This is a genomic window from Prosthecomicrobium sp. N25, from assembly GCF_037203705.1.
In the GTDB taxonomy this organism is placed as follows: Bacteria; Pseudomonadota; Alphaproteobacteria; order Rhizobiales; family Ancalomicrobiaceae; genus Prosthecodimorpha.
In genome coordinates this window covers 2,248,162-2,273,909 of record NZ_JBBCAT010000001.1, presented here as the reverse complement: position 1 = coordinate 2,273,909, position 25,748 = coordinate 2,248,162, and the positions used below count along the sequence as shown (strand labels likewise).

Below are 25,748 nucleotides of genomic sequence, written 5' to 3'. Positions count from 1 at the left end.
CATCCAAAATGCGGCGGGCGGCCCTTCGGCCGCCCGTTTTCCTTCGGAAAGCTGCGATTCCGTTGCTTACTGGCTGGTCGCCGGCGGCCGGGCCGGAACCGTGCCGGTGGTCGGCGTGCCCGCGCCCGTGGCGCCGGGTGTACCGGGAACGTTCGTGGTGGAGGGCGGCGCCGCCGAGGTGGTCGGGTTGGGCGGCACGTCGGTGCGCGTCGCCGTCGTGGTCGTGTCGCGGCCGATCGCCAGGAAGAGGACGACCAGGACGGCGATCACCACGCCGGCGATGATGAGGGTCCGCTGCTGCATTGGATGTCTCCTGTCCGTCCCGGTCCGTTAGGCCGGCGCCGGGCTCCGAGAACCAAACGGCGGGATGCGCCCCGCCTGCCGCGGCCGATATGCGGGCGCGGAGGACCGGTCGCGGTCCATCCGGCCGGGCCCGGCCGCCGGGTGGTCAACCTCGACCCTGGCGGATGGTTCCGCGCGAGAGCGCATTTCGGACAGGCAACGGTCAGTCAGCAGCCGAGTTGGGGCGGCGACCGGACCACCTCTCTGAAGCGCGTGGCTATATCGGCGCCGCTTTCCTCGAAACCCCGGCAGCCGGGAAGCGGCGTGATCACCACGTGGCTCTCGAACCAGAACCCGGACGGCGACAGCCAGCCGTAGCGGATGCAGCGCGGTCGGTAGCGGCAACGGGAACAGGGGGACATTTCGCTCCCCTTTCAGAGAGGCCGCCCGCGGGGGTGCCCGGACAGCAGCGCCGACGCGGCGACTGATATCAGAGTGCAGCAGGCGCGCGCCTCGCGCCATGCGGAATGGCGCGATCCGGGGCTGTCCGCTTGGACAGATTACGGATCCGTCAGGGTCTCGAGGCAGGCGCGCGCCGCCATGGCGTGCCAGGAGAAGGGTGCGATCGGCTGCGCCGTCCGGCCCTGCGCCACGAGGTCCGCCAGGATCTCCCCGACCACGCTCGCGAACTTGAAGCCGTGCCCGGAGCAGGGCGAGGCGACCAGGATGCGCTCGTCCGCCGGGGCGCGGTCGATCAGGAAGAAGCCGCCCGGCAGGCCGGTGTAGGTGCAGGTCGCCAGGCGGACCGGCTCGCCGTCGAGCGCGGGCATGCGGCGGGCCAGGAAGCGGCGGAGCACCGCCACGTCCGCCGCCGAGGGCGCCGCGCACGGCGCCTCCGGGTCGATGACCTCGTCCAGGTGGCCGTGGCGGGCGATCTTCACGGACGCGTCCTCGAAGGCCGGGAAGCCGTAATGATCGCCTTCCGGTCCATCATCGACGATGAAGACCGGGAGGCGGCCGAGGGCGAAGGGGGCGAGGTCTCGCGGGCGGAACCAGCCGAGCACCTGCCGGGTCGGGCGCAGGAACGGGGCGAGACCGGGGACGAGGCCGCCCGCCCAGGCGCCGGCCGCGACCACGACCTGGCCCGCCGCGTAGGTCCCCTGCCCGGTCTCCACGACCACGTGCCCGGGACGGGGCTCCAGGCCGAGGACGCGCTCGTCGAAGCGGACGATGGCGCCGGCCCTGGTCGCGGCCGCGAGGCTGGCGCGAATGGCCTCCTCCGGGAGCAGGTAGCCGCCCTCGGGCTGCAGGAGACCGACGTAGTGACCCGGCAGCTCGAAGACGGGCCAGCGGGAGCGCAGGGCGGCGGCATCGAGCAGGTCGTGCGCCAGGGCGTGCTGGCGGCAGGATGCGAGCGAGCCGGCGACGACCTCGCTGTCCGGCGCGCCGATCTCCAGGGTGCCGGTGACCGTCAGGAGGGCCGTGCCGGTCCGCCGTTCCAGGTCGCGCCAATTCTCGTAGGCGCGCCGGAGCAGCGGCACGTAGCAGGGGTCCTCGAAATAGGCGAGCCGGATCGCGCGGGAGCGGCCATGCGAGGAGCCCCGGTCGTGCGCCGGGCCGAAGCGTTCGAGGCCCAGCACGCGCTGCCCGCGCCGGGCCAGATGGTCGAGGGCCGCCGCGCCCATGGCGCCGAGGCCGATCACGATCGTGTCGAGGACCGTCATGGCATGCCGCTCCGTCGCGAACCCGCGGCGGGAGGGCTATCGCGGCGTGTCCGCTCCGGCAAGGCCCGATGTCGGCGCGGCCCGGTGCCTCAAGATCATCGGCATGCCGCCGCGGGGCCTCAGCGTGATGCGCTGGACCGGCTCGATGACGTGGCCGGGCGCGAGGTCGAACCGGAACCGGGAAAGGATTCGGGCGAGGACGAGGGTCGCCTCCTGGAGCGCAAAGGCGGAGCCGATGCAGACCCGCGGGCCGGCGCCGAAGGGGAGATAGGCGAAGCGCGGCACGCTCTCGCGCCGGTCCGGGAGGAAGCGGCCCGGGTCGAAGACGTCCGGGTCGGACCAGAGGCGGCGATGGCGGTGCAGGAGCCAGGGAACGATCAGGACGAGGCTGCCCGCGCGGATCGGCCGTCCGCCGATGACATCGTCCTGGCGGGCGACCCGGCTGAGGAAGGGCGCGGTCGGATAGAGCCGCATGGACTCCTCGATCACGGCGCGGACGAGCGGCAGGTCGGCGATGCCCGCGGGGGCCTCCCGGTCGGAGCCAAGGACGGCGTCGGCCTCGGCCTCGGCCGCGGCGCGGACGTCCGGGGCGCCGGAGAGCAGGAACAGGGCCCAGGACAGGGCATAGCCTGTCGTCTCGTGGCCGGCGCCGATGAAGGTCAGGACGTTGTCGCGCACCTCGCGCTCGGAGAGGCCGATGCCGGTTTCCCGGTCGGCAGCGGCGAGCAGGGCGGAGAGGATGTCGCGCGTCTCGGGCCCCTCCCCGTCCGGCTTCGGGGGCGCGGCCCGGCGCGCGGCGATCATCCGGTCGACCATCGCCGACAGGGCGCGCTGGTCCGAGCGGACGCGGAGCAGGCGCAGACCCGGGATCCACTCGGGCAGGCCGAGGACGTCCAGGATGGTGACCGCCCCCGCGCCGTCGACGAAGCGTTTCGAATGCCGCCCGACCTCGGCGAGCGGCGTCCGGAAACCGTCGCGGAAGAGCGTGCGCTCCAGGACGTCGAGCGCGATCGTGCTCATCTGCTCAGCGACGTCCAGCACCGTCCCGTCGGGCGAAGCGGACAGGCGTTCGATGCCCGCCTCGGCGGCGGCCGCCATGGCGGGCAGGAAGCCGGAGACGGCACGCGCGCTGAACAGCGGGGCGACGACCTTGCGCTGGGCCCGCCAGGCTGCGCCCTCGGCGGTGAAGAGGCCGAGCCCGATGGTCCTCCTGAGGATGCGCAACTGGAGATCGTCGCGCAGGTAATTGCCTTCGTTCTCGACCAGGATGCGGCGGATCGCCTCCGGATCGTTCACGAGAAGGCGCGGCCCGATGACGTTGCCGGGCAGGTCGACGAAAGGCTCCTCGTAGGCCTGCCGCGTCCAGACGTTCAGCGGGTTGGAGGTCAGGGCGCGGAGGAAGGCCAGCGTACCCAGGGGCCGCTCGAGCGGTTCCGGGGCCGGCGGGCGATAGCGAGCGAAGGGGGCCGCGGCGGCGATGGTCAAGGATAGTCCTCCAGGGGGCCGCATTCAGGGCCGGGCTTGCGGCGGCAGCGTGGCGGACGCCCCCTTTCGCTCCGAAAGGCCTGACGCGCGATCACGGAGGCGTGATCGGTGGCCCCCGACATGAACGGAGTCTGCAAGGGGCGTTCGGGTTCGGTGCATGAGCGGGCGTCTAGTCTCGGATCATCGAAACGACGGGGACCCAGAGCCGGCCCCGACTAACCCAGGACACGAGCCATGTTCGCCAAGGTCACCGCCGCCGCCCTCACCGCCCTCACGCTCGCCACCGCCACGGTCGGCACCACGACCCAGGCCGAAGCCCGCGGCGGCGCCTTCGTGGGCGGCCTCGTCGGCGGCCTCATCCTCGGCGGCGTGGCGGCCAGCGCGGCCTACGCCCAGCCCTACTACGGCCCGACCTACGTCGTCCCGGCCGAGCCGGTCTACGTGCCGGTCTGCAAGAAGGTGCTGGTCGAGGACTACTACGGCAACCAGTACTGGAAGAAGGTCTGCCACTGAGGTTTCCGGGGCGACGCGCTCCCCTCCTCCCGGCGCGAACCCCACCTGAAGACGGGCCCGGATCCCTGACCGGGCCCGTTTTCCGTCGTCTAGCAGCAGCCGAGGCGCTCCCGGTAGAAGCGGGCGAGCGCCGGCTCCAGGTCTCCCCAGGCCGCGAGGAAGTCGCCGCGGTCGGGAAGGCCGGCGCGGTAGGCGGCGCGCACCTCGCGCTCGATCGCGGCAATATCCAGCCCCGCCAGCCTGCCGTCCTCCACCACCGTGCGGCCGGCCACGATCAGCTCGGCGAGGTGCGCCTTGGTGGCACGGGTGAAGACGAGCTCGATCGGAGGGACCGGCAGGATCGAATCCCAGTCCAGCGCGTCGAGGTCGAGCAGCGCGAGGTCGGCCGGCTCGCCTGCCGCGATGACGCCCGAGCCGGGCAGGCCGAGCGACCGGCGTCCGTTCGCCGCCGCGAAGCGCAGGGCCCCGGGCGCCGTGACCACGTCCTCGAAGCCCCAGCCGGCGTGGAGGTGCTTGAACAGGCGGAGATCGTGGAAGACGTCGTCGGTCTCGTCGAAGGCCGAGTTGTCGAGGCCGAGCGCGACCGTGGCCGCGGTGCCGACCATGGTCGCGACCGGGGCGATGCCCGAGGCGAGCACGAGGTTGGAGGCCGTGTTGACCGAAATGGTCGCGCCAGCCTCGGCGATCATCTCCACTTCGTCCGGCCGGACCCAGACGCAGTGGGCGAGGGTCAGGCGCGGGGACAGCAGGCCGATCGACTTGAGAAAGGCGACGACGCCCTCCGGATGATGGCGGTCGGCCCAGGCCCGCTGATACCTGGTCTCGAGGAGATGCATGTGCACGCGCCGGCCCGTCCGGGCCGAGGCCTCGGCGATCGCCTCGAGGAGCGCCGGCGTGCACCAGGTGATGCCGTTGGGTCCGAACTGGACGGAGAAGCCCGGACGTTCGGCGGCGGCGGCGACCTCCTCGACGAGGGCGACGTGGTCGGACGGCGAGAGGTCGGGGCTGCGGAACAGGCGTTCGACCGCGGCGCGCGAGGCGGGCGGCAGGGCGCCGGTCGCCTCCTCGGTCGGGCCGTAGACGAGCGGGTTGCGGTCGCGCACCGAGACCGCATAGGCGCAATGGATGCCGACCTCGGCGGCGGCGTCCGCGATGGTGCGCACCTCCTGCGGCAGCGGCAGCCGGCCCGAGGGTCGGGTCTGGTGCATCATCACCGCGCCGACACCGCCGAGGGCGGCATGGCCGAAGAAGGCGAGAGCCGATATCCGGGCGTCGATCGACGGCATGGCGGCGAGCCGGATGAGCCAGGATTCCAACGGCTTGCCGGAGGCTGCGAAAGAGGTGGTCGAAAGCGGGCGGCCGTGGTTGTGGGCATCCGCAGGGGCCGGAAGGGCAAGCCGGCGTGGGCCGGGAGGCGGCGCCACGAGGGGCGTGACGGAGTCGATCCGGCCGTCCTCGACGGCGATGCGGACGGGGCCTGAGGCCCGGTACTCGGGGCCCAGGAGGGCGTCGGCGACGGCGATGGCTCTCATCACGGGCGGGTTCCGGTTCGGGTCCAGCCGCCCCTCGAGTCACTCGACCTGAAGGTTCGGCGCGCCGGTCAGACTAGTGCCCCCGCCGCGCGATTCCGAGATCGTTCCGTATGCATTATCGTTCCGGAATGCCTCCTGGAGTGACAGGCCACTCACATCCACTTCGGGACGGTGATGGCCTCGGCCGCGGCGAGGGCCTCGATCATGCGGGACGGGTCGGCCTCGACGACGATCGAGCCGCGGTGGGCGCCGGGGAGGAAGCCTTCGGCGATCATGTGGTCGATGAAGCCCATGAAGGGCCGCCAGTAGCCGGCTGTGTCGAGGAGCCCGAGCGGCTTGTCCATGTCGCCGAGCTGGTTGAGCGTCCAGATCTCCGCGAGTTCCTCCAGGGTGCCGATGCCGCCGGGGAGCGCCACGAAGGCGTCGGCGCAGTCGGCCATGCGGGCCTTGCGGGCGCGCATGTGGGCGCTCACCTCGTGGGAGGTCAGGCCGGGGTGGAGATGGCCCTTGCCGAGGAGGCGCTCGGTGATCACGCCGTGGACGGAGCCGCCGGCGGCGAGCGCCGAATCGGCGACGACGCCCATCAGGCCCTTGTGGGTGCCGCCGTAGACGATCTCCATCTTGCGACGGGCGATTTCCCGCCCGAGTTCGGCCGCAGCCGCCCTGTAGTCCTCGCCGCGACCGAAATTGGAGCCGCTGAACACGGCGATACGGGCCAGATTGCGCTTCGACATGCGGATTTGCCTCGACGTTCGGGAAAAATGAACCCGCCGGCACCTATTCTCGGGCGGCAAGGCTCGAATGCTTTGACCCGGGCGGGCGTTCGGTGTAGCTCGCCCCAAAGACCTGCTGGATTGCCAAGCCCATGATTTCGCAGAAGGCCCGGTACGCGTTCAAGGCCCTCATCGCCCTCGCCCGCGAAGGGCACGGGGCGAGCCTGCAGGCCCGCGAGATCTCGAGCCGGGAATCGATCCCGCAAAGCTTCCTGGAGCAGATCCTCCTCGACCTCAAGCGCGCCGGGATCGTCGGCAGCCGGCGCGGGCGCGAGGGCGGCTACACGCTCATCAAGGACCCGACCACCGTCTCGTTCGGCCAGGTGCTGCGCCTGATCGACGGACCGGTGGCGCCGCTCCCCTGCCTGTCGCGCACCGCCTACCGGCGCTGCGAGGACTGCGCGGACGAGACGCGCTGCGAGCTGCGTCGGGTCTTCGCGAAGATCTACGACGCCCAGGTCGACCTGCTCGACCACACGTCGATCGGCGACGCGCTCCTCGCCGGGCCGACGCCGGACCTGCTCTCGCCCTTCCTCGAGAAGGCGAGCTGAGGGGTCAGTTCAGGGCGAGGATGGCGCCGTTCAGCAGGGCCGCGAAGCTGACCCACGCCAGGTAGGGCAGCAGGGACAGCGCGGCGGCGCGGTCGAGAGGCCGGAAGGCCAGGATGTTGGCGAGCACCGACAGCCAGAGGGGTATGACCACGACCATGCCCAGGAGCGGGCTCTCGGCGGTGAAGAAGGCCGGCGACCAGGCGAGGTTCAGCGCGAGTTGCACGGCATAGACCCAGAGCGCGCGCGTCCGCGCCGCGCTCGCCGGCTTCTCCCAGATCCGCCACCCCGCCCAGGCGATAATCACGTAGAGGATCGTCCAGACCGGCGCGAAGACGAAGGGCGGCGGGTTGAACCAGGGCTTCTGCAGGGAGGCGTACCAGGTCGGGATCTTCGGCTGGGTCGCGAGGCCCGCGAGGAAGCCCAACAAGAGCGTCAACGCCACGAAGGCGGCCAGCATCCACCAGCGTCCGGGGCGCGGCAAATCGTCCATGACTTCGGTCCGGGCAGTCATTTCTCTGACAACTCCGTTGTGCAGTGCCGAAGAAACTAGGGCAGCAGGGCTGGCCGAAAAGGTCCTGCCAAGATGTCGCATAGGTGATCCCAACGAGGCGCGGCAGGATGATGTTCCAATGTGCCGCCTTGTGCGCGTCTGAGTTGCTTCATGGTTCGGGATCCGCGTCGCCCCGCCTGCCGGCAGGGCGGGTGCGTCGCCATGAGCGCGGCTCATGGCTGTGGCGCAACTTCCGGAACAGGGTCGCCGCGCTCCACCGGGCGTCGGTCGGCTGCCTTCGATCCGAAAGGCCCTGGGCGGTCTGGGCGTGGAACCCAGAGACGGGCGATGCCGGACTCCCTTGGGGGCGGCGGGGCTCCGAGACGACGCCCGACGGGCGCGGGAGCGAACGTTCCCGCCGGTCGGCGACGCCCTCCCGAAGCGGTCGGACGGACGGGCCGGGTTCTCGGCCAACCGGCTCACGGCGGTTCCACCGACCAAAACGGGCACTCGCCAATCTCTTCGCACCGCCCCTCCGGGCCCCGTCGCCGGGCCTTGGCCCGGCTGTCAGCGCACCTCTGCGCGGATCCAGTCCCGGAAGCGCTGGGCGCTGTCGGAGAGGGGCACGTCGGTCGGATAGACGAGATAGAAGGCGTTGTCGGAGACGAGCGCCGTCTCGATCGGGCGGATCAGGTCGCCGCGCGCGATGAAGTCCTCGGCGAGGCGCTGGCCGCAGAGCGCGATGCCCTCCCCGCGGATCGCCGTCTGCAGCAAGATCAAGTAGTTGTCGAAGGTGAATCCACGCTTGGTCGGCCGCATGGTGACGCCGAGCGCCTTGAACCAGTGGTCCCAGGTGACCCAGTTCCGGTCGAAGGCGCCGAGGTGGAGGAGGGTCTCGTCGAGGAGCTCCTCGGCGGATTTCAGGGGCTCGCGGCCCACCATGTATTTCGGCGAGCAGACCGGCCAGATCTCGTTACCGAAGAGCCGCTCGGAGACGACCCCCAGCCATTGGCCCGAGCCGTAGCGGATCGCCACGTCGATCCCGGCGGAGACAAGGTCCGAGACCGGAGCGGAGGCGACGAGGCGCAGGTCGACGTCGGGATGGGCGGCCCGGAAATTGGCGAGCCGGGCCACGAGCCAGTAGGACGCGAAGGTCACCGAAGAGGAGACGGTCAGGTCCTTCGGTCCGCGGCGCCGGCGGATGTCGACACAGACGGTGGCGATGTACTCCAGGCCCATGGTGACTGCGTAATGGAGTCGCGTCCCGTCCTTGGTCATGGTCAGGCCGCGGGCCTGCCGCTGGAACAGCGGGGCCCCCAGGGAGGCCTCCAGCGCCTGGATCTGGCGGGACACGGCGGCCTGCGTCAAACCCAGCTCGCTGGCGGCCCGCGTGAAGTTGAGGTGGCGCGCGGCGGCCTCGAAAATCACGAGGCTGTTCACCGGAGGAAGTGTGCGCCGCAGCGAAGCCATTACCCCACCTCATGCCCGTATAAACATTCTTGCCGTTTTCATCGGTAATGCCGGTGCCCATGGTCGCGTTACGAACAAGGACCCGTCCGACGGCCCGGTTGTGTGCCGTCCCGGAACGACGGTTTCTGTCTTAGGCCACGTCATCGAGGAACGCCATGCGGTATCATCCCGGTCTCTTCATCCCCGGCCCGACCAACGTCCCCAACGAGGTGCGCATGGCCATGAACCTCCCCATGGAGGACATGCGCTCGCCGGACTTCCCGAAGCTGACGCTGCCGCTCTTCGCGGATCTGAAGAAGGTCTTCAAGACGGAGACCGGCCAGGCGTTCATCTACCCGTCGTCCGGAACCGGCGGCTGGGAGGCCGTGCTCACCAACACGCTCAACCCGGGCGACAAGGTGCTGATCTCCACGTTCGGCCAGTTCTCGCTGCTCTGGGCCGACATGTGCCAGCGCATGGGCTTCGACACCCAGGTGGTCGAGTGCGAGTGGGGCGAGGGCGTTCCGGTCGAGACCTTCCACGACATCCTGAAGGCCGACAAGGAGCACAAGATCAAGGCTGTGCTCACCACCCAGAACGAGACGGCGACGGGCGTCACCTCCGACATCGCCGGCGTCCGCAAGGCGCTCGACGCGGCCGGCCATCCGGCTCTGCTCTTCGTCGACGGCGTGTCGTCGGTCGGCTCGATCGACTTCCGCATGGACGAGTGGGGCGTCGACGCGATCGTGTCCGGCTCTCAAAAGGGCTTCATGCTGCCGACCGGCCTCGCGATCATCGCGGTCAGCCAGAAGGCGCTCGAGGCTCACAAGTCCTCGAAGATGCACCGCTGCTTCTTCTCCTTCGAGGACATGTCCAAGTTCAACAAGGACGGCTACTTCCCCTACACCCCGGCCACGACGCTGCTGCGCGGCCTGCGCGCCTCGCTCGACCTGATGTTCGAGGAAGGCCTCGAGAACATCTTCGCCCGCCACCACCACGTCGCCAACGGCGTGCGCGCGGCGGTCGAGGCGTGGGACGGCTGCCGGCTCGTCGCCAAGGCGCCGAAGTGGCATTCCGACACCGTGTCGGCCATCTACGTGCCGCAGGGCGTCGATGCCGTGAAGGTGATCCGCCACGCCTACGACCGCTACACGACCTCCTTCGGCTCGGGCCTCAACAAGCTCGCCGGCAAGGTCTTCCGCATCGGCCACCTCGGCGCGATGAACGAGCTGATGCTGCTCGGCGCGATCTCGGTCGCCGAGATGTCGCTCGTCGACTGCGGCGCCAAGATCCAGCTCGGCTCGGGCGTCGCGGCGGCCCAGGCGGTGTACACGAAGAAGACGATCGATCTCGCCAAGGCGGCCTGATCCGGAATCCCGGAGGGGGCCCGCCGGTCCCCTCCCCGCTCCCCGCCGAGGGAGGACGAGCCGCAGAGCTCGACGGCGACCGCCGGTGGCGGCCCGGACACTCCGACGCAACTCCGCTGACCCGGCGCGCGTCCCGCGCCCAAACAACCGGCCCCTGATGGAGGGGGAGGGAACGATGAGCCATACCCAGTACAAGCCCGTTGCGACGCGCCTGCAGCGCTCCGAACTCGCCTGCCCGGGGTCCAACCCGACCATGATCGACAAGGCGGCCGAGTCGGCCGCCGACTACGTGTTCCTCGACCTGGAGGACGCGGTGGCGCCGGGCGACAAGGAGCAGGCCCGCAAGAACGTCATCCAGGCGCTGAACGACATCGATTGGGCCGCCAAGGGCAAGACGGTGTCGGTGCGCATCAACGGCCTCGATACCCACTACATGTACCGAGACGTGGTGGACGTGGTGGAGCAGGCCGGGCACCGGCTGCACACGATCCTGATCCCCAAGGTCGGGACCCCGCACGACGTCTACATGGTGGAGGCGATGGTCTCCCAGATCGAGGAGGCGAAGGGGCTCACCAATCGGATCGGCCTCGAGGCGCTGATCGAGACCGCGATCGGCATGGCCAACGTCGAGGACATCGCGCGCCAGCACTACACCAAGCGCCTGGAGGCCCTGCATTTCGGCGTCGCCGACTTCGCCGCCTCGCGCCGCTCGCGCACGGTGGTCATCGGCGGTCTCAACCCGGACTATCCGGGCGACCAGTGGCACGCCGCGATCGACCGGATGGTCACCGCCTGCCGCGCCTTCGGCCTGCGCGCCATCGACGGGCCCTTCGGCGACTTCTCGGCGCCGCAGGACTACATCGCGGGCGCCAAGCGTGCCGCCGTGCTCGGCTGCGAGGGCAAGTGGGCGATCCATCCCTCCCAGATCGCGCTCGCCAACGAGGTGTTCTCGCCGCCGCCCGCCGAGGTCGACCGCGCCAAGCGCATCCTGATCGCGCTCGACGAGGCGGCCGCCCAGGGCAAGGGCGCGGCCTCGCTCGACGGCCGCATGATCGACGCGGCCTCGGCGCGCATGGCGCAGAACGTCGTGACGGTCGCGGAGGCGATCGCCCGGAAGCAGGCGGCCTGACGCACCAGGCCGCCCACCCCACCATCCGCCCATAGGGCACCTTCTCCCCCACGCGGGGAGAAGGGGAAGGAGCCGAGAGTCCCCGCCTCGGAGACGGAGCCCCGCGCTGCGTCCCCGCGGCGAGCCGGAACTCCCCACCCCCGGGCTCGACGCCAACGGAGCAGTCCCATGGACATCCACGAATACCAGGCGAAAGAGATCCTCTCGAAGTTCGGCGTGCCGATCCCCAAGGGCGGCCTCGCCTATTCTCCCGAGCAGGCGGCCTACCGGGCGCGCGAGATCGGCGGCTCGATCTGGGTGGTGAAGGCCCAGGTGCACACGGGCGGGCGCGGCAAGGCCGGCGGCGTCAAGGTCTGCAAGTCCGAGCACGAGGTGGAGGAGGCGGCGGACCGGATGCTCGGCCGCAAGCTCGTCACCCACCAGACGGGCCCGGCGGGCAAGCTGGTCGGCCGGCTCTACGTCGAGGGCGGCGTCAACATCGCCAAGGAACTCTACCTCGGCTACGTGCTCGACCGCGCCGAGCAGCGCGTGATGGTGATCGCCTCGACGGAAGGCGGCATGGACATCGAGGAGGTGGCGGCCACCAAGCCGGAGTCCATCATCCGTATGCCCGTAGAGCCGGCGGTCGGCATGCAGGCCTTCCAGGCCCGCGAGCTCGCCTTCGCGCTCGGCATTCCGGCGGCGTCCGTCACCGAGGCATCGCAGCTGTTCCTGCGCGCCTATCGCGCCTTCCGCGACAAGGACGGCACGATGCTGGAGATCAATCCGCTGGTGCTGACCCAGGAAGGCCATCTCGTCGCGCTCGACGCCAAGATGAGCTTCGACGACAACGCCCTGTTCCGCCACCCGGACATCTCGGAGCTGCGCGACAAGAGCCAGGAGGATCCGCGCGAGACGCAGGCCGCCGACCGCGGGCTCTCCTACGTGGGCCTCGAGGGCGAGGTCGGCTGCATCGTCAATGGCGCGGGCCTGGCGATGGCGACCATGGACATGATCCTGCTCGCCGGCGGCTCGCCCGCCAACTTCCTGGACATCGGCGGCGGCGCGACGCCCGAGCGGGTCGCCAAGGCGTTCCGGCTGGTCACCCAGGACCAGAACGTCAAGTGCGTGCTGGTCAACATTTTCGCCGGCATCAACCGCTGCGACTGGGTCGCTCAGGGCGTCGTCAAGGCGGTCGAGATGACCAACCTGCAGCTGCCCCTCGTGGTGCGGCTCGCCGGCACCAATGTCGAACTCGGGCAGAAGATCCTGCAGGAGAGCGGCATCAACGTCATCACCGCGGACACGCTGGCGGAAGCCGCCGAGAAGTCCGTGGCGGCCGCCAAGGCCGTCAAGGCCGCGGCCTGAGAGGAGGATTTCCCATGTCGGTTCTGATCAACAAGAACTCCAAGATCCTCGTCCAGGGCATCACCGGCAAGATCGGCTCGTTCCACGCCGAGGACATGATCAAGTACGGCTCGCCGGTCGTCGGCGGCGTCACGCCCGGCAAGGGCGGCACCACCGTCCACGGCAAGCCGGTCTTCGACACCGTCAAGGCCGCCGTGGCGGCGACCGGGGCGGACACCTCGATCGTCTTCGTGCCGCCGCCCTTCGCGGCCGACTCGATCATGGAAGCGGCAGACGCGGGCATCAAGGTCTGCGTCTGCATCACGGACGGCATCCCGGCCCAGGATATGATGCGCGTGAAGCGCTACATGAAGCGCTACAAGGCCGAGAACCGGATGCGGCTCCTCGGCCCCAACTGCGCCGGCGTGATCACCCCCGGCGAGGCGCTGGTCGGCATCATGCCCGGCCACATCTACCTGCCCGGCCGTATCGGCATCGTGGGCCGGTCCGGGACGCTCGGCTACGAGGCGGCGTCGCAGCTCAAGGCCGTGGGCCTCGGCGTGTCGACCTCGGTCGGCATCGGCGGCGATCCGATCAACGGCTGCTCGCACCGGGACGTGCTCGAGATGTTCGAGAAAGACCCGGACACGGACGCGGTCATCATGATCGGCGAGATCGGCGGTCCGCAGGAGGCCGAGGCCGGCGAGTATGCCCGCGACCACATGACGAAGCCGGTCTGCGCCTATATCGCGGGGCTTTCCGCGCCGAAGGGCCGCAAGATGGGCCATGCCGGCGCCATCGTGTCGGCCTTCGGGGAGAGCGCGGCCGAGAAGGTCGAGATCCTCAAGGCTTGCGGCGTCACCATCGTGCCGACCCCGTCCGAGTTCGCCCCGACCGTGCAGAAGATGCTCGCCGAGCGCGGGATCTCGGCCGTCGCGGCGGAGTGAGGCGGCCCGGTCCCGGCGTTGCCGGGCCGTCGTATTCAGCGGCGGCCCGCGACAAATCGTACGCCTGCACGGTCTGGCATCCCAGACCGGCCTGCGTCTAAAGTCGAATCCGGACCCCGGCGGGGTCCGGAGGCCTAGAGAAGAAGAGGAAGCATCCCCGTGTCCAAGCCCAAGGTTCTCGTCACGCGTCGCTGGCCCGAGGCCGTCGAGGCGAAGCTGAAGGAGCTCTACGACGTGACGCTCAACGAGAGCGACACGCCGATGACGGGAGCCGCGATGCGGCAGGCGCTCCTCGACTACGACGCGGTCTGCCCGACCGTCTCCGACAAGGTCGACGCCGCGGTGCTGGACGTCACCAACCCGCGCTGCAAGATCATGGGCTCGTATGGCGTCGGCTACAGCCACATCGACACGGAGGCGGCCAAGAAGGCCGGCATCGTCGTCACCAACACGCCCGAAGTCCTGTCGGACTGCACGGCGGACCTCGCCATCACCCTCATGCTGATGGCCGCCCGGCGCGCGGGCGAGGGCGAGCGCGAGGTGCGGGCGGGGCAGTGGACCGGCTGGCGGCCGACCCACATGATCGGCACGAAGGTGTCGGGCGGCGTCTTCGGCGTGCTCGGCTTCGGGCGGATCGGGCGGGAGGCCGCGAAGCGTGCCCATGGCGGCTTCGGCATGAAGGTCATCTACTTCGACCCCTTCCCGGTCAAGCCGGAGCTGGCGGCGGAGACCAAGGCCGAGAAGCGGGACACGATCGAGGAAGTGCTGCGGGAGGCGGACGTGGTCTCGCTGCACATGCCGGGCGGCAAGGAGAACTACCACCTGATCAACGCCGAGCGGCTGAAGCTGATGAAGCCGACCGCGATCCTGGTCAACACCGCGCGCGGCGAGGTGGTCGACGCCAAGGCCCTGTCGGCCGCGCTCAAGGCGGGCACCATCAAGGGCGCCGGCCTCGACGTGTTCGAGGGTGAGCCGAAGATCGATCCGTCGCTCTTCGAGTGCGAGAATGCCGTGCTGCTGCCGCATCTCGGCTCGGCCACCCAGTCGACCCGCGAGGCGATGGGCTGGCGCGTGCTTGAGAACCTCCAGGCCTTCTTCGCCGGCCAGCCGCCGCGCGACCGGGTGGCCTGAGCGGGCACCACCTACATCCTCACCGTCGCGTTCGAGGGTCCGGCACGTCCGGGCCCTTTCGCGTTCCGGGCGATCGCCGGCAGTCCGGCCGGGGCACGAAACCCCTCCCCGCGCGGGATCGTTCGACGGTCCCCTTCGGCGCGGCCCGGCTCCGCAGACGGCGCGTCGACCGGCCAGACCGGCGCACGTCGGCACCACCAAAATGTTGCTCGTCACAATTGCCGATTATTGACGCCTCTGCGAGCTGTAATTACAGCTCTGTTCTTCGGTTATGGCATCATTTTTAACTGCATCTTCAGTATTTGGAAATCATTACTTGGGGTATCGGCAAACCCATCGAACCGGTTGAACTCTTGCCCCCACGTGACCGCCGCCCCGCGGCCCGCATCGTCGCCCTAAACGCTTCGATGATCGGCCTTGTCCTCGCGGGAACCGCCGTGGCGCCCGGCGAGGGCCGGGACGTGCTCGTCATCGCCATGCCATGGGCCGATCCGGCCGCGGCGCTCCGCGCCGTCGCGGAGGCCGGGGGGCAGATCGTCGGGACCGGCACGCGGCCCTTCGTGATCCTGGCGCGGAGCGACGAGCCCGGCCTCGTCGGCCGCCTCTACCGCGCCGGCGCCGGCCTGGTGCTCGACGCCCGCGCCACCGGCACTTGCTTCCGCTTCAAAGGAGACGTCCCATCATGAACCGCCTGGACAGCCTTCGCGACCGGTTCGCCCTTCCAATCCTGATCTTCCTGTGGGGCAACGTCGGCATCATCGGCCTCGCGTCGGTCTTCGTCGGCGGCGGCTCGGCGCTCGTCGCGATGGTCGGCTCGGTCGCCATCGCGGGTGCCGCCACGGCGACATGGATGGCGGACCGGTCGGGCCCGACCACCCGGATCGTGACCTCGATGGCGTCCGCCGCGCTGGTCGCCATGCTGGTCTACGCCTTCTCCGGGCACGCCTACCAGATCGACTTGCACATGTACTTCTTCGCCACGCTGGCGATCGTGGCCGGCTGGTGCGACTGGCGCGCCATCCTGGCCTGTGCGGCGGTCACGGCCGTGCATCACCTGACGTTCAACTTCGCGCTTCCGGCCGCCGTGTTCCCGGGCGGGGCGGACATCGTCCGGGTGCTGATCCATGCCGCCATCGTGGTGGCGCAGACGGCGATCCTGGTCTGGCTCACCATCAACCTCGAAGGGGCCCTGACCACCTCCGCGACGGCGCTGTCGGAAGCCAACCACGCCAAGGACTCGGCATCGCAACTGCTTGCCGAGCAGCGCAACAAGGCGGATGCCGAAGTGCGGGCGCGCGACGCCGTGCGGGTCAAGGTGGCCGCGTTCCAGCACGAGGTCGCCGAACTCCTCGCCCAGGTGCGTGGCGAAATGGATTCGCTGTCCACGATCGCGAGCCGGCTAACGTCGATCGCCGCGACCGCATCCGGCAATGCGACGGCGGCGGCGAGCCGCTCCAACGAGGCGTCCGGCAGCGTGCAGACCGTGGCGGCGGCGGCGGAGGAGATGGCGACCTCGATCGGCGAGATCGGCAGCCACATCGCCCGGACGAAGGCCGTGGTCGATCACGCCAAGTCGACCGTCAGCGCCACGACCGACAACGTCGCCACGCTGGCCACCGAGGCCGAGCGGATCGGCGAGGTGGTCAACATCATCCAGTCGATCGCCGAGCAGACCAACCTGCTCGCGCTCAACGCCACCATCGAGGCGGCGCGGGCCGGCGAGGCAGGCCGCGGCTTCGCGGTGGTCGCAGCGGAGGTCAAGAACCTCGCCAACCAGACCACCCGGGCGACCGAGGACATCGCGCAGCGCGTGGCGGGCATCTCGGACTCGACCCGCAAGTCGGTCGAGGCGATCCGCACGATCGCGGGGACGATCGAGGACGTGGCGTCCTACACGGGCTCCATCGCGGCCTCGATGGAGCAGCAGCAGGCGGTCACGCGGGAGATCTCGGTCAACGTGCAGCGCGCGGCCATCGGCACCGGCGAGGTCGCCGACCTGTCGCAGCGCTCCAATGAGGCGGCGGGCGAGACGGCCCGGGCGGCGGAGACGGTGCTCGGGTCGTCGGGCTCGGTCGCGACCGCGACGCGCAGCCTGTCGGACCGGATCACCCGGTTCGTGGCGGAGCTGGCGGCCTGACCGGCGGCGCCCCGGCTCAGCGCGCTCCCGCCGGGGCTCCGCTCCCCTTGAGGCGTCGCCAAATCAGGAAGGCGGCGGCGCCCGCGAAGCCGACGACGTCGGACACGATGCCGGGGAAGATCAGGAAGCCGGCGGCCAGGAAGACGAAGATCCGCTCCGGCCAGGAGACGCGCGAGTCCGCCCAGCCGAAGGCGGCGACACCCCAAAGCGCCATGGCCACCACGGCCTTGACCGTCACGTAGACGACGGAGGCCAGCCAGGCTCCGCCCTCGAGGCCCGGCACGGGCTGGAGCATCAGGGTCGGATCGTAGATCGCCAGATAGGGAATGATGAAGCCCGGCAGGGCGATGCGCACGGCCTGGAAGCCGATCTTCATGCCGGATTCCTTGGCCATCGGCGCGGCCGCGAAGGCGGCGAGCGCCACGGGCGGGGTCAGGTCGGCCATGATGCCGAAATAGAAGACGAACATGTGGCTCACGATCAGCGGTATGCCGAGCGCGAGCAGGATCGGGGCGGCGAGCGACGAGGTGATGATGTAGTTCGGGATAGTCGGGATGCCCATGCCGAGGATCAGGCTGAAGATCATCGTCAGGACGAGGGTGAGGAAGAGGTTGTCCTTGCCGATGGAGATCAGGGCGTTGCCGACCGTGGTGCCGAGGCCGGTCAGCGTCATGGTGCCGATCACGATGCCGACGAGCGCGCAGGCGAGGCCGACCGGCAGGGCCTGGCGAGCGCCGTCGGCGAGCGCGGCGCGGCAGTCGTGCAGGGTCTGCCGGCCGCGGCCGGTCAAGACGGCGAGCACCGCCGTGCCGAGCATGACGAGGGTGACGGCGGCGACCGAATACCACAGCGAGGCGGCGGACAGGAGCGCGAGCGCCAGCCAGAAGGCCAGGCGCACGACGTTCGGGCCGAAGCCGAAGGCGACTGCGGTGCCGAGGATCATGATGACCGTCAGGGCCACGCCGACGGCGCCGGCGAAGAGGGGCGTGAAGCCCGCGAAGAGCAGCCAGACGAGGATCGCCAGCGGCAGGATCAGGAACCAGTTGTCGCGCACCTCGGCGACCAGGCTCGGGAGCTGGTCGCGCGGCAGACCCTCGAGGCCGAGGCGGCCGGCCTCCAGGTGCACCGACCAGAAGCAGGCCCCGAAGTAGAGGCAGGCGGGAATGATGGCGGCCTGGACGATGTCCGAATAGGGCACGTCGATCGTCTCGGCCATGATGAAGGCGACGGCGCCCATCACCGGCGGCATGATCTGGCCGCCCATCGAGGACGTCGCCTCGACGCCGCCCGCGAAGGCGGAGTTGAAGCCGTAGCGCTTCATCAGCGGGATGGTGAACTGGCCGGAGGCCACCACGTTGGCGACGCCGGAGCCCGAGACCGTGCCCATCAGCGCCGAGGAGGCGACGCAGACCTTGGCGGGCCCGCCGCGGGCGCCGCCGAACAGCGCCATGGAGACCTCGTTGAAGAAGCGGATGACGCCGGCCTGCTCCATGAAGGAGCCGAACAGGATGAAGAGGAAGATGTAGGTCGCGGAAACGAGGGTCGGCGTGCCGTAGATCCCCTCCGTGCCGAAGACCATATGCTCGATGACCTGCTCGAGGTCGTAGCCGCGATGGTCGAGGCCGCGCGGCAGGTGCTGGCCGAAGAGCGTGTAGGCCAGAAACACCAGGGCGACGATGGGCAGGGCCGGCCCCATGACGCGCCAGACGAGGAAGATCAGCAGCACCACGGCGGCGCCGCCGATCGCGAAGTCGCGCGGAAGCAGGTCGCCCGAGCGCTGCACGAGACCATGGTACTCGTACCACTGGTACAGGCCGATCAGGAAGGCGGCGATGCCGGCGATCCAGTAGAGCGCCTTCAGGGGCAGCGAGCCGGCCCGGTGGTTCGCCAGCATCCCGGCGGCGACGAGACCGAGGAAGCCGACGTGCAGGGTCCGCAGCACCTGGCTCGGCACGCCGCCCGGATAGCGGGCGAGGATCACCCAGACGCCGGCGAGCGCCACGAGGCCGACGACGTCGCCCGTCCAGTCGCGGCCTTTGGCCGCCTTCAGCGCCGTCACGGCGATCCAGACCGCCAGCCCGCCGAGCGACAGGCGGATCGCGTCGAGGCCGGCGACGAGGGGCACGTCGAGCGGGATGCCGAAGGCGGTGACGATCTGGAAGACCGAGAAGGTGACCGCGATCCAGAACACGACCGTGCCGGGGAAGCCGGGGCCGAAATCCTCCGGCAGATGGGTCTCCACGTCGCCTTCGGGCGTCGGGCGGACGAGATCGTCGGCGAGGGGCTCGGTCATGGGCTGGGTGCGGCGTGGTCTGGAGGGAGGGGCGGAGAGAGCCCCGGATGCCGGGGCCCCTCGTCTCGGCGGTCCGCGCCGCTCAGCTCGCGCCCTTCTCCTTGAAGTACTTGAGGGCGCCGGGATGCATGGGGGCGATCGGGTTCTTGGCGCCTGTCTCGACCTTGATCACCTTGGCGGCCGCGTGGGCGGCGTACATGCTGTCGAGGTTGTCGAAGATCGCCTTGGTCATGGCGTAGACCGTCTCCTCGGAGAGGTCCGACCGGGTGACCAGGAAGTTCACGATGGCCGCGGTGGCGACGTCGGCGTCCTGGCCCTGGTAGGTCTTGGCCGGGATGGTGGCGGAGACGAAGGGCGCGCCGACCTTCTGGATGACGGCGGCGGGGACCTCGACGACGTTGACCGGGACCGAGGTGGCGAGGTCGCGGATCGAGGCGACGCCCAGGCCCGCGGACTGCAGGGTGGCGTCGAGCTGGCGGTTCTTGATGAGCTCGACCGACTGGGCGAAGTCGAGATACTCGACCTTGCCGAGGTCGGAATACTGGATGCCGGCGGCATTCAGGATGGCGCGGGCGTTGAGCTCGGTGCCGGACTTCGGCGCGCCGACGGAGAGGCGCTTGCCCTTCAGGTCCGCGAGCGTCTTGATGCCGCTCTCGGCGGAGGCGACGATCTGCACATAGTTCGGGTAGATCGCCGCGATGGTGCGAATCTTGTCGAGCTTGCCCTTGAAGCCCATCTCGGTGTCGCCCGCGAGCGCGCCCTGGACCGCGTCGCCGAGCACGAAGGCGATCTCGCCCTTGCCGGACTGCACGAGGTTGAGGTTCTCGACCGAGGCCTTGGTGGCCTGCACGGACGGCCGAGCGCCCGGCATCTTGTCGGTCAGGATCTTGGAGACGGCGACGCCGAGCGGGTAGTAGACGCCCGAGGTGCCGCCGGTCAGCACGTTGATGAACTCGTCGGCCTTGGCGGCGATCGGCGCGAGGGCCAGGCCGGTTGCGACCATGGCGGCGGTCAGTCGGGTGAAGCGCGTCCGCATACTCTGAAACCTCCCGGTTCTCATCCGGGCTCGCCGAGGCGGCCCGGATATTGTGACCGCAAGCTCACACGGATCGACCGCGCAAGGGAAGAGGCAATGCGCCGCCTGCGGCGCGATTCCCGATGCCGGCCCGTGGCTTCGCCGGGAGGCTAGCGGGGCGGGCAGCCGTCGGGACTGCGCGGCGCCACGGTCCGGGCAGGCTCCGGCGCCCGCCCGCAGGACCGGCGCGCGGGCCGGGGCCGACCCGCCAGTCCTGTCGGCGGAGCGACCGGCGAGGTCGGGCGCGCGACAGAAAGCGGCCGGGGCCGGACCGACAATCGCCGCGCTCCCGCCGGCCGGGGGCGGATCCAGAGCGAGGTCGACCGATGAGAAGTCATGCGCGCGTGGTGGTGATCGGCGGTGGCGTCGTCGGCGTCGGCACGCTCTACCATCTCGCCCGGAAGGGTTGGACCGACGTCTGCCTGATCGAGCGCAAGGAGCTGACCTCCGGCTCGACCTGGCACGCGGCCGGCCTCCTGCCGCTTTTCAATCTTTCCTACTCGGTCGGCCAGCTCCACAAATATTCGGTCAAGCTCTACGAGAGCCTGGAAGCGGAGACGGGCCAGCACGTGGGCTTCCGCAAGGTCTCCAACATCCGCCTCGCCCGGACCAGGGACCGCTGGGACGAGTACATGTACTACAAGGGGATCGCGGACACGATCGGGGTCCGGGTCGAGATCCTGACGCCCGCGCAGGTGAAGGAGATCTGGCCGCTCTGCGAGACGGACGGGCTTCTCGGCGCGATCCGGCATCCCGACGACGGCTACATCCAGCCGGCCGACCTGACCCAGGCGCTCGCCAAGGGGGCGCGGGCGCGCGGCGCGGAGATCCACCGGTTCACGACGGTCACGGGCATCGAGCTGAAGCCGAACGGCGAGTGGCTCGTGAAGACCGACAAGGGCGACATCACCTGCGAGCACGTGGTCTCGGCGACCGGCAACTTCGCCCGGCAGACCGGCGCGATGGTCGGGCTCGACATCCCGGTCATCCCGGTGGAGCACCAGTACATCGTCACGGAACCGCATCCGGCGATCCAGGAGCGGCACCGGCAGGGGCTGCCCGAGATGGGCGTGCTGCGCGAGTCCGACAGCGCCTGGTACATGCGCGAGGAGGCCGGCGGCCTGATCCTCGGCCCCTACGAGCACGGCGCGCCCTGCTGCTACGTGGACGGCCCCTCCCCCGAGAGCGAGTACGAGCTCTTCCAGGAGGACCTCGACCGGCTGGCGCCGCATATCGAGACGGCCATCGCGCGCGTGCCCGCCTTCGGCGAGGTCGGCGTCAAGAAGGTCTACAACGGGGCCATCGCCTATACGCCGGACGGCTCGCCGATCGTCGGGCCGGCCTGGGATCTCAGGAACTTCTGGCTCAACGAAGGCCACTCCTTCGGGGTCACGGCCTCGGGCGGGGCGGGCTGGCAGCTCGCCGAGTGGATCGTGGAGGGCGAGCCGTCGATCGACATGATGGGCGTCGATCCGCGCCGCTTCGGTCCCTACGCGACGCGCGGCTATCTCAAGGCCAAGAACGAGGAGGCCTACCGCAACGTCTTCACGCCGCACTACCCGGACGAGGAGCGCGAGGCGGCACGGCCCTTGAAGACGACGCCCTGCTACGACCGCATGAAGGGGCTCGGGGCGGTGTTCGGGTCGGTCTACGGCTGGGAGCGGCCGAACTGGTTCGCCCCTGCGGGCTACGGCATCGACGTCGCCAGCCTCGACAAGCCGGACGTGCTCACCAACCACAACCACCCGACCCCGGACGCCGAGGGCAAGGTGCGGGAGCTCTGGTCGTTCCGGCGTTCCAACTATTTCGAGCATGTCGGCAACGAGGTGAAGGCCGTCTCGGGCGGCGTCGGCCTGCAGGATCTCTCGGCCTTCGCGAAATGCCTCGTCGCCGGTCCCGGGGCGCGGACCTGGCTCGACTCGATCCTCGCGAACCGCATCCCCAAGCCGGGGCGGATCGCGCTCTGCCACCTGCTGACGCCGCGCGGCGGGGTCCGGGCCGAGTTCACGTTGTTCGAGCGGGCGCCGGACGCGTTCTACCTCGTCTCCGCCGGCAGCCTGGAGCGGCACGACCACGATGTGCTGCGCAAGCTCCTGCCCACGGACGGCAGCGTCACGCTGACGCCGGTCACGCAAGCCTGGGGCGTGCTCGGCCTGGCGGGACCGCGCTCGCGCGAGGTGCTGCAGGCGCTCACCGACACGGACCTCTCGAACGCCGCCTTCCCTTGGCTGACGGGCCGGACGATCTCGGTCGGCCCGGCGACCGCCATGGCGCTCCGGGTCAACTTCGTCGGCGAACTCGGCTTCGAGCTGCACCATCCGATCGAGATGCAGACCACGATCTTCGACCTCCTGATGCAGGCCGGGGCACGCTTCGGCATCAGGCCGTTCGGCGTGCGCGCCATGATGTCGATGGCGCTCGAGAAGTCCTACCGGAACGTCGGGCGGGAGCTGTCGATCGAGTACTCGGCCTACGAGAGCGGGCTCGACCGCTTCGTGCATCCGAACAAGGGGGACTTCATCGGGCGCGACGCCCTGGTCGCCTGGCGCGAGCGGGGGCAGGCGAACCGCTTCGTGACTCTCGAGCTCCTGGACGTGACCGACGCGGACGCGCGCGGCAGCGAGGCGATCCTGAAGGGCGGCGAGATCGTCGGCCGCTGCACCTCCGGCGGCTACGGCTGGCGGGTCGGCAAGTCGCTCGCGCTGGCCATGGTGCGCCCGGACCTCGGGGAGGCCGGGACGGAGCTCGAGGTGGTCATCCTCGGCAAGCCGCATCGGGCGGTGGTGATCGGGGAGAGCCCCTACGATCCGGAAAATGCGCGGCTCAGGGGTTGAAGCCGGCGCTGGCGCGCCTCCGGGGATGCGGGGCAGAGGTCGGGCCGCGCCTCCCGCCCCCGCTTAACCTCCCGGTCACCCTCTCGGCGATAGTCTGGGGAGAAGCACAGGAGTGCGCCCGCAGCCGTACAGGAGTACGCGCCCCATGATGTCGCTCGCCGCCGCCGCATCCTCGTTCGAGAAGAGCTCGGCCGCCCTCTTCGCCAGCCGCCGATCCACCGGCGCCGCGGAGGCAGGGTCGGCGGGCGCAGAGACGTCCGGCACCGCCGAACAGGCGTCGATCTCGGTTGCGATCACGCGCAGTTCCGCCACCAGCCTGCAGGTCGAGGCATCGGACAGCCCGCGCGGGCGTCTCGCCGGCCGGCTCGCCTCCGCCGACAAGGCTCTCGACCGGCTCCTCGCGCAAGGCACCGAGCAGCCCGAGCCCTCCACTCCGGAAGCGGACAAGCTCGACAAGCTCAAGTTCCTGCTCGATTCGCTGAACCTGATCCTGAAGGACCGGTCGCTCGGCGGAGACGACAAGCTGGCCCTCCTCTCCTACCTCTCCAACGTGGCGAACGGCCAGGAGCCCTCCGAGGACGCCAAGAAGGCCTTCGGGGCCGCGATGAGCGACGTCCTCGACCGGCGTCGCTGGCCGGAGGGCCGCAAGGACGACTACCGCGAGCTCCTGGGCAAGTTCGCGACCCTGCCGGAGCCGCCGGCGGGGGGCGAGGCGGAGACAAGCGGGTCCGCCTCCGTGTCGCAAGTCGAAAGCCTGTCGATCTCCATCAAGGGCGCGTTCCAGGTGGTGACGGACCAGGGGACGATGTCGGCCGAGTTCGAGTTCAGCAGCGAGATGGTTCAGGGATTCTCGGCCGCGATCGACGACGGCGAGAGCGTCCTGCAGGCCTTCTCGGCCCGGTCGAGTTCGCTGTCGCTGCGGATCGCCGCCACGGGCGCCTATGCGGAGGACCCGGCCGCGACGGGCTCGACCCTCGACAAGGCGGCCTGACCTCCGAGCGCCCCCTCGCGCCCGACCCGGCCGGCTCGACCCGGCGCATGTCGCGCGCCCGACACGTGAAGTCCGCCGCGGGACAGCCCCTGGCGGCCACCCCGGGCAGGGTGCATCCTGACCGACGTCGTCCGTGGTTCCACGGACGCGCCGAAGGACAGCGGGCGCGCGCCCGCCCGACGAGGGACCAGAGGACCCATGGCCGACGACGAACTCGACCTCAATTCGCTCTCGGACGACGAACTCGTCGAGCAGATGTGGGACGACCTCTACGACGGGCTGGCGGGCGAGATCGAGGACGGGGTGCGGATCCTGCTCGATCGCGGCTGGACGCCCTATGACATCCTGACGAAGGCGCTGGTCGAGGGCATGCGCATCGTCGGCGTCGACTTCCGGGACGGGATCCTGTTCGTGCCCGAGGTGCTGATGTCGGCCAATTCGATGAAAGCCGGCATGGCGATCCTGCGGCCGCTGCTCGTCGAGACGGGTGCCCCGAAGATCGGCAAGATGGTGATCGGCACCGTCAAGGGCGACATCCACGACATCGGCAAGAACCTCGTCTGCATGATGATGGAAGGCGCCGGCTTCGAGGTGATCGACCTCGGCATCAACAACCCGGTCGAGAACTACCTGAAGGCCATCGACGAGCACCAGCCGGACATCCTCGGCATGTCGGCCCTGCTGACGACCACGATGCCCTACATGAAGGTCGTCATCGACACGATGAAGGAGAAGGGCATCCGCAACGATCACATCGTCCTGGTCGGCGGCGCGCCGCTCAACGAGGCCTTCGCGGAGGCCATCGGGGCGGACGCCTATTGCCGGGACGCGGCGATCGCGGTGGAGACGGCCAAGACCTGGATGGCGAAGCGGCAGGGGTCCGTGCAGTCGCGCGGCTGACCGCCCCGGACGGAACCGATGCCATGACGGACGGCGGCAGGAGCGGCGGTGGACGGCGCGGCGGCCGGGCGGCGAGGCTCGCCCGGCTGGCGCCGGACCGGCACGCCCCGGCCCGGCCCGCGGAGGCCTGCGCGGACGCCGGCTCGACGGAGCCCTTCGGACCGAACGCGGAGCGGACGCTCGTCATCGCCTGCGGGGCGCTCGCCCAGGAGCTCCTCGCCGTCATCCGCCTGAACGGGCTCGACCGGATCGCCGTCGCGTGCCTCCCGGCCAAGCTGCACAACCGGCCGGAGAAGATCCCGAACGCGGTCCGTTGCCGGATCCGGGCGGCGCGCCGACGGGAGGGATACGGCCGCGTGCTCGTCCTCTACGGCGATTGCGGGACGGGGGGCGCGCTCGACCGGGTGCTGGCCGAGGAGGGCGTCGAGCGCATCGCGGGCGACCACTGCTACGCCTTCTATGCCGGGCCCGACGCCTTCGAGGCGCTGCAAGCCGAGGAGGTCGGTACCTTCTACCTGACCGACTACCTCGCCCGGCAGTTCGAGACGCTGGTCGTGCGCGGCCTCGGGCTCGACCGGCACCCGGAGCTGCTGCCCGCCTATTTCGGCCACTATCGCCGCCTCGTCCACCTGCAGCAGGTGCCCGACCCAGAGACCGAGGCGAAGGCCCGGGCGGCGGCGGAGCGCCTCGGGCTCGCCTTCGAGCGGCGGGAGACCGGGTTCGGCCTGATCACGCCCTTCCTGCGGGGCGGCGGCGCGGCCCCCTCCCCGGATGCCGGCGGCGCCTTGCCGCCTGCGGGGCCGGCCTGCTAAGCCCGAG

At 70.2% G+C, this 25,748-nt stretch carries 23 protein-coding genes; 13 read left to right on the top strand and 10 right to left on the bottom strand.

Going from position 1 to position 25,748, the window contains the following annotated elements; all coding sequences use genetic code 11:
• Positions 1 to 66: 66 nt before the first annotated feature.
• The 4 genes from WBG79_RS10280 to WBG79_RS10265 all read right to left on the bottom strand — a co-directional run bounded on the left by WBG79_RS10280 (position 67) and on the right by WBG79_RS10265 (position 3,491).
• Entirely contained in the window at positions 67 to 303 is a 237-nt protein-coding gene (locus WBG79_RS10280) for a hypothetical protein (protein ID WP_337357013.1), read from the bottom strand.
• 206 nt (positions 304 to 509) lie between these two features.
• Positions 510 to 704 (bottom strand): hypothetical protein, encoded by a 195-nt coding sequence (locus WBG79_RS10275; RefSeq protein ID WP_337357012.1) that lies wholly within the window; start codon positions 702 to 704, stop codon positions 510 to 512.
• A 138-nt stretch (positions 705 to 842) separates the two neighbouring features.
• Positions 843 to 2,006 carry an N-methyl-L-tryptophan oxidase gene (gene solA / locus WBG79_RS10270; RefSeq protein ID WP_337357011.1) on the bottom strand — a complete coding sequence of 388 codons (1,164 nt, stop codon included), beginning with the start codon at positions 2,004 to 2,006 and terminating at the stop codon, positions 843 to 845.
• Positions 2,007 to 2,042: 36 nt separating this feature from the next.
• A complete protein-coding gene (locus WBG79_RS10265; RefSeq protein WP_337357010.1) occupies positions 2,043 to 3,491 on the bottom strand; it encodes a cytochrome P450 in 1,449 nt (482 codons plus the stop codon).
• 234 nt (positions 3,492 to 3,725) lie between these two features.
• On the opposite strand from WBG79_RS10265, the gene WBG79_RS10260 reads away from it, so the two are divergent.
• Positions 3,726 to 4,004, top strand: a complete 279-nt coding sequence (locus WBG79_RS10260; RefSeq protein ID WP_337357009.1) for a hypothetical protein — start codon at positions 3,726 to 3,728, stop codon at positions 4,002 to 4,004.
• A gap of 89 nt (positions 4,005 to 4,093) precedes the next feature.
• On the opposite strand, the gene WBG79_RS10255 is transcribed toward WBG79_RS10260, so the two are convergent.
• Together WBG79_RS10255 and WBG79_RS10250 are read right to left on the bottom strand one after the other, a co-directional pair.
• Positions 4,094 to 5,536 carry an amidohydrolase family protein gene (locus WBG79_RS10255; RefSeq protein ID WP_337357008.1) on the bottom strand — a complete coding sequence of 481 codons (1,443 nt, stop codon included), beginning with the start codon at positions 5,534 to 5,536 and terminating at the stop codon, positions 4,094 to 4,096.
• Between the two features lie 152 nt (positions 5,537 to 5,688).
• Positions 5,689 to 6,270 carry a TIGR00730 family Rossman fold protein gene (locus tag WBG79_RS10250; protein ID WP_337357007.1) on the bottom strand — a complete coding sequence of 194 codons (582 nt, stop codon included), beginning with the start codon at positions 6,268 to 6,270 and terminating at the stop codon, positions 5,689 to 5,691.
• A 131-nt stretch (positions 6,271 to 6,401) separates the two neighbouring features.
• Here WBG79_RS10250 and WBG79_RS10245 point away from each other — a divergent pair, with 131 nt between their 5' ends.
• Positions 6,402 to 6,860 (top strand): RrF2 family transcriptional regulator, encoded by a 459-nt coding sequence (locus WBG79_RS10245; protein ID WP_337357006.1) that lies wholly within the window; start codon positions 6,402 to 6,404, stop codon positions 6,858 to 6,860.
• A gap of 4 nt (positions 6,861 to 6,864) precedes the next feature.
• Here WBG79_RS10245 and WBG79_RS10240 read toward each other — a convergent pair whose 3' ends face one another.
• Together WBG79_RS10240 and gcvA are read right to left on the bottom strand one after the other, a co-directional pair.
• A complete protein-coding gene (locus WBG79_RS10240) occupies positions 6,865 to 7,350 on the bottom strand; it encodes a TspO/MBR family protein (RefSeq protein ID WP_337357005.1) in 486 nt (161 codons plus the stop codon).
• Positions 7,351 to 7,917: 567 nt separating this feature from the next.
• On the bottom strand, positions 7,918 to 8,820 hold the full coding sequence (gene gcvA, locus WBG79_RS10235) for a transcriptional regulator GcvA (protein ID WP_337357004.1): 903 nt from the start codon (positions 8,818 to 8,820) through the stop codon (positions 7,918 to 7,920).
• A gap of 155 nt (positions 8,821 to 8,975) precedes the next feature.
• On the opposite strand from gcvA, the gene WBG79_RS10230 reads away from it, so the two are divergent.
• The 7 genes from WBG79_RS10230 to WBG79_RS10200 all read left to right on the top strand — a co-directional run bounded on the left by WBG79_RS10230 (position 8,976) and on the right by WBG79_RS10200 (position 16,836).
• The gene (locus WBG79_RS10230; RefSeq protein ID WP_337357003.1) at positions 8,976 to 10,166 is read left to right on the top strand and encodes an aminotransferase class V-fold PLP-dependent enzyme; all 1,191 of its coding nucleotides are present in this window, start codon (positions 8,976 to 8,978) and stop codon (positions 10,164 to 10,166) included.
• 175 nt (positions 10,167 to 10,341) lie between these two features.
• On the top strand, positions 10,342 to 11,295 hold the full coding sequence (locus WBG79_RS10225; RefSeq protein WP_337357002.1) for an HpcH/HpaI aldolase/citrate lyase family protein: 954 nt from the start codon (positions 10,342 to 10,344) through the stop codon (positions 11,293 to 11,295).
• Between the two features lie 168 nt (positions 11,296 to 11,463).
• Positions 11,464 to 12,642 carry a malate--CoA ligase subunit beta gene (locus tag WBG79_RS10220; protein WP_337357001.1) on the top strand — a complete coding sequence of 393 codons (1,179 nt, stop codon included), beginning with the start codon at positions 11,464 to 11,466 and terminating at the stop codon, positions 12,640 to 12,642.
• Positions 12,643 to 12,656: 14 nt separating this feature from the next.
• Positions 12,657 to 13,568, top strand: coding sequence for a succinate--CoA ligase subunit alpha (gene sucD / locus WBG79_RS10215; protein WP_337357000.1), 912 nt, complete (start codon positions 12,657 to 12,659; stop codon positions 13,566 to 13,568).
• 159 nt (positions 13,569 to 13,727) lie between these two features.
• Positions 13,728 to 14,699 carry a 2-hydroxyacid dehydrogenase gene (locus WBG79_RS10210; protein ID WP_337356999.1) on the top strand — a complete coding sequence of 324 codons (972 nt, stop codon included), beginning with the start codon at positions 13,728 to 13,730 and terminating at the stop codon, positions 14,697 to 14,699.
• Between the two features lie 407 nt (positions 14,700 to 15,106).
• Complete coding sequence (locus WBG79_RS10205) at positions 15,107 to 15,385, top strand: hypothetical protein (protein ID WP_337356998.1); 279 nt, start codon at positions 15,107 to 15,109, stop codon at positions 15,383 to 15,385.
• Complete coding sequence (locus WBG79_RS10200) at positions 15,382 to 16,836, top strand: methyl-accepting chemotaxis protein (RefSeq protein ID WP_337356997.1); 1,455 nt, start codon at positions 15,382 to 15,384, stop codon at positions 16,834 to 16,836. Before WBG79_RS10205 ends, WBG79_RS10200 begins: the two co-directional genes overlap by 4 nt.
• Before the next feature lie 16 nt (positions 16,837 to 16,852).
• On the opposite strand, the gene WBG79_RS10195 is transcribed toward WBG79_RS10200, so the two are convergent.
• Both WBG79_RS10195 and WBG79_RS10190 read right to left on the bottom strand, forming a co-directional pair.
• On the bottom strand, positions 16,853 to 19,129 hold the full coding sequence (locus tag WBG79_RS10195) for a TRAP transporter permease (RefSeq protein ID WP_337356996.1): 2,277 nt from the start codon (positions 19,127 to 19,129) through the stop codon (positions 16,853 to 16,855).
• Between the two features lie 82 nt (positions 19,130 to 19,211).
• The gene (locus WBG79_RS10190; RefSeq protein WP_337356995.1) at positions 19,212 to 20,165 is read right to left on the bottom strand and encodes a TAXI family TRAP transporter solute-binding subunit; all 954 of its coding nucleotides are present in this window, start codon (positions 20,163 to 20,165) and stop codon (positions 19,212 to 19,214) included.
• Positions 20,166 to 20,530: 365 nt separating this feature from the next.
• On the opposite strand from WBG79_RS10190, the gene WBG79_RS10185 reads away from it, so the two are divergent.
• The 4 genes from WBG79_RS10185 (at position 20,531) to WBG79_RS10170 (ending at position 25,741) form a co-directional block, all read left to right on the top strand.
• Positions 20,531 to 23,038 carry a GcvT family protein gene (locus WBG79_RS10185; protein WP_337356994.1) on the top strand — a complete coding sequence of 836 codons (2,508 nt, stop codon included), beginning with the start codon at positions 20,531 to 20,533 and terminating at the stop codon, positions 23,036 to 23,038.
• Positions 23,039 to 23,183: 145 nt separating this feature from the next.
• A complete protein-coding gene (locus WBG79_RS10180) occupies positions 23,184 to 24,029 on the top strand; it encodes a hypothetical protein (protein ID WP_337356993.1) in 846 nt (281 codons plus the stop codon).
• 198 nt (positions 24,030 to 24,227) lie between these two features.
• Positions 24,228 to 24,929: a corrinoid protein gene (locus tag WBG79_RS10175; protein ID WP_337356992.1), complete on the top strand. Its 702-nt coding sequence runs from the start codon at positions 24,228 to 24,230 to the stop codon at positions 24,927 to 24,929.
• A gap of 23 nt (positions 24,930 to 24,952) precedes the next feature.
• Entirely contained in the window at positions 24,953 to 25,741 is a 789-nt protein-coding gene (locus WBG79_RS10170) for a DUF1638 domain-containing protein (protein ID WP_337356991.1), read from the top strand.
• Positions 25,742 to 25,748: the final 7 nt, after the last annotated feature.

Coding starts and splice junctions, on each gene's coding strand:
- WBG79_RS10245 (WP_337357006.1), top strand. CDS start 6,402: ATGATTTCGCAGAAGGCCCGGTACGCGTTCAAGGCCCTCATCGCCCTC.
- WBG79_RS10180 (WP_337356993.1), top strand. CDS start 23,184: ATGATGTCGCTCGCCGCCGCCGCATCCTCGTTCGAGAAGAGCTCGGCC.
- WBG79_RS10275 (WP_337357012.1), bottom strand. CDS start 704: ATGTCCCCCTGTTCCCGTTGCCGCTACCGACCGCGCTGCATCCGCTAC.
- WBG79_RS10185 (WP_337356994.1), top strand. CDS start 20,531: ATGAGAAGTCATGCGCGCGTGGTGGTGATCGGCGGTGGCGTCGTCGGC.
- WBG79_RS10170 (WP_337356991.1), top strand. CDS start 24,953: ATGACGGACGGCGGCAGGAGCGGCGGTGGACGGCGCGGCGGCCGGGCG.
- gcvA (WP_337357004.1), bottom strand. CDS start 8,820: ATGGCTTCGCTGCGGCGCACACTTCCTCCGGTGAACAGCCTCGTGATT.
- WBG79_RS10200 (WP_337356997.1), top strand. CDS start 15,382: ATGAACCGCCTGGACAGCCTTCGCGACCGGTTCGCCCTTCCAATCCTG.
- sucD (WP_337357000.1), top strand. CDS start 12,657: ATGTCGGTTCTGATCAACAAGAACTCCAAGATCCTCGTCCAGGGCATC.
- WBG79_RS10225 (WP_337357002.1), top strand. CDS start 10,342: ATGAGCCATACCCAGTACAAGCCCGTTGCGACGCGCCTGCAGCGCTCC.
- WBG79_RS10220 (WP_337357001.1), top strand. CDS start 11,464: ATGGACATCCACGAATACCAGGCGAAAGAGATCCTCTCGAAGTTCGGC.
- WBG79_RS10205 (WP_337356998.1), top strand. CDS start 15,107: ATGATCGGCCTTGTCCTCGCGGGAACCGCCGTGGCGCCCGGCGAGGGC.
- WBG79_RS10255 (WP_337357008.1), bottom strand. CDS start 5,536: ATGAGAGCCATCGCCGTCGCCGACGCCCTCCTGGGCCCCGAGTACCGG.
- WBG79_RS10190 (WP_337356995.1), bottom strand. CDS start 20,165: ATGCGGACGCGCTTCACCCGACTGACCGCCGCCATGGTCGCAACCGGC.
- WBG79_RS10280 (WP_337357013.1), bottom strand. CDS start 303: ATGCAGCAGCGGACCCTCATCATCGCCGGCGTGGTGATCGCCGTCCTG.
- WBG79_RS10250 (WP_337357007.1), bottom strand. CDS start 6,270: ATGTCGAAGCGCAATCTGGCCCGTATCGCCGTGTTCAGCGGCTCCAAT.
- WBG79_RS10240 (WP_337357005.1), bottom strand. CDS start 7,350: ATGGACGATTTGCCGCGCCCCGGACGCTGGTGGATGCTGGCCGCCTTC.
- WBG79_RS10260 (WP_337357009.1), top strand. CDS start 3,726: ATGTTCGCCAAGGTCACCGCCGCCGCCCTCACCGCCCTCACGCTCGCC.
- WBG79_RS10230 (WP_337357003.1), top strand. CDS start 8,976: ATGCGGTATCATCCCGGTCTCTTCATCCCCGGCCCGACCAACGTCCCC.
- WBG79_RS10175 (WP_337356992.1), top strand. CDS start 24,228: ATGGCCGACGACGAACTCGACCTCAATTCGCTCTCGGACGACGAACTC.
- solA (WP_337357011.1), bottom strand. CDS start 2,006: ATGACGGTCCTCGACACGATCGTGATCGGCCTCGGCGCCATGGGCGCG.
- WBG79_RS10195 (WP_337356996.1), bottom strand. CDS start 19,129: ATGACCGAGCCCCTCGCCGACGATCTCGTCCGCCCGACGCCCGAAGGC.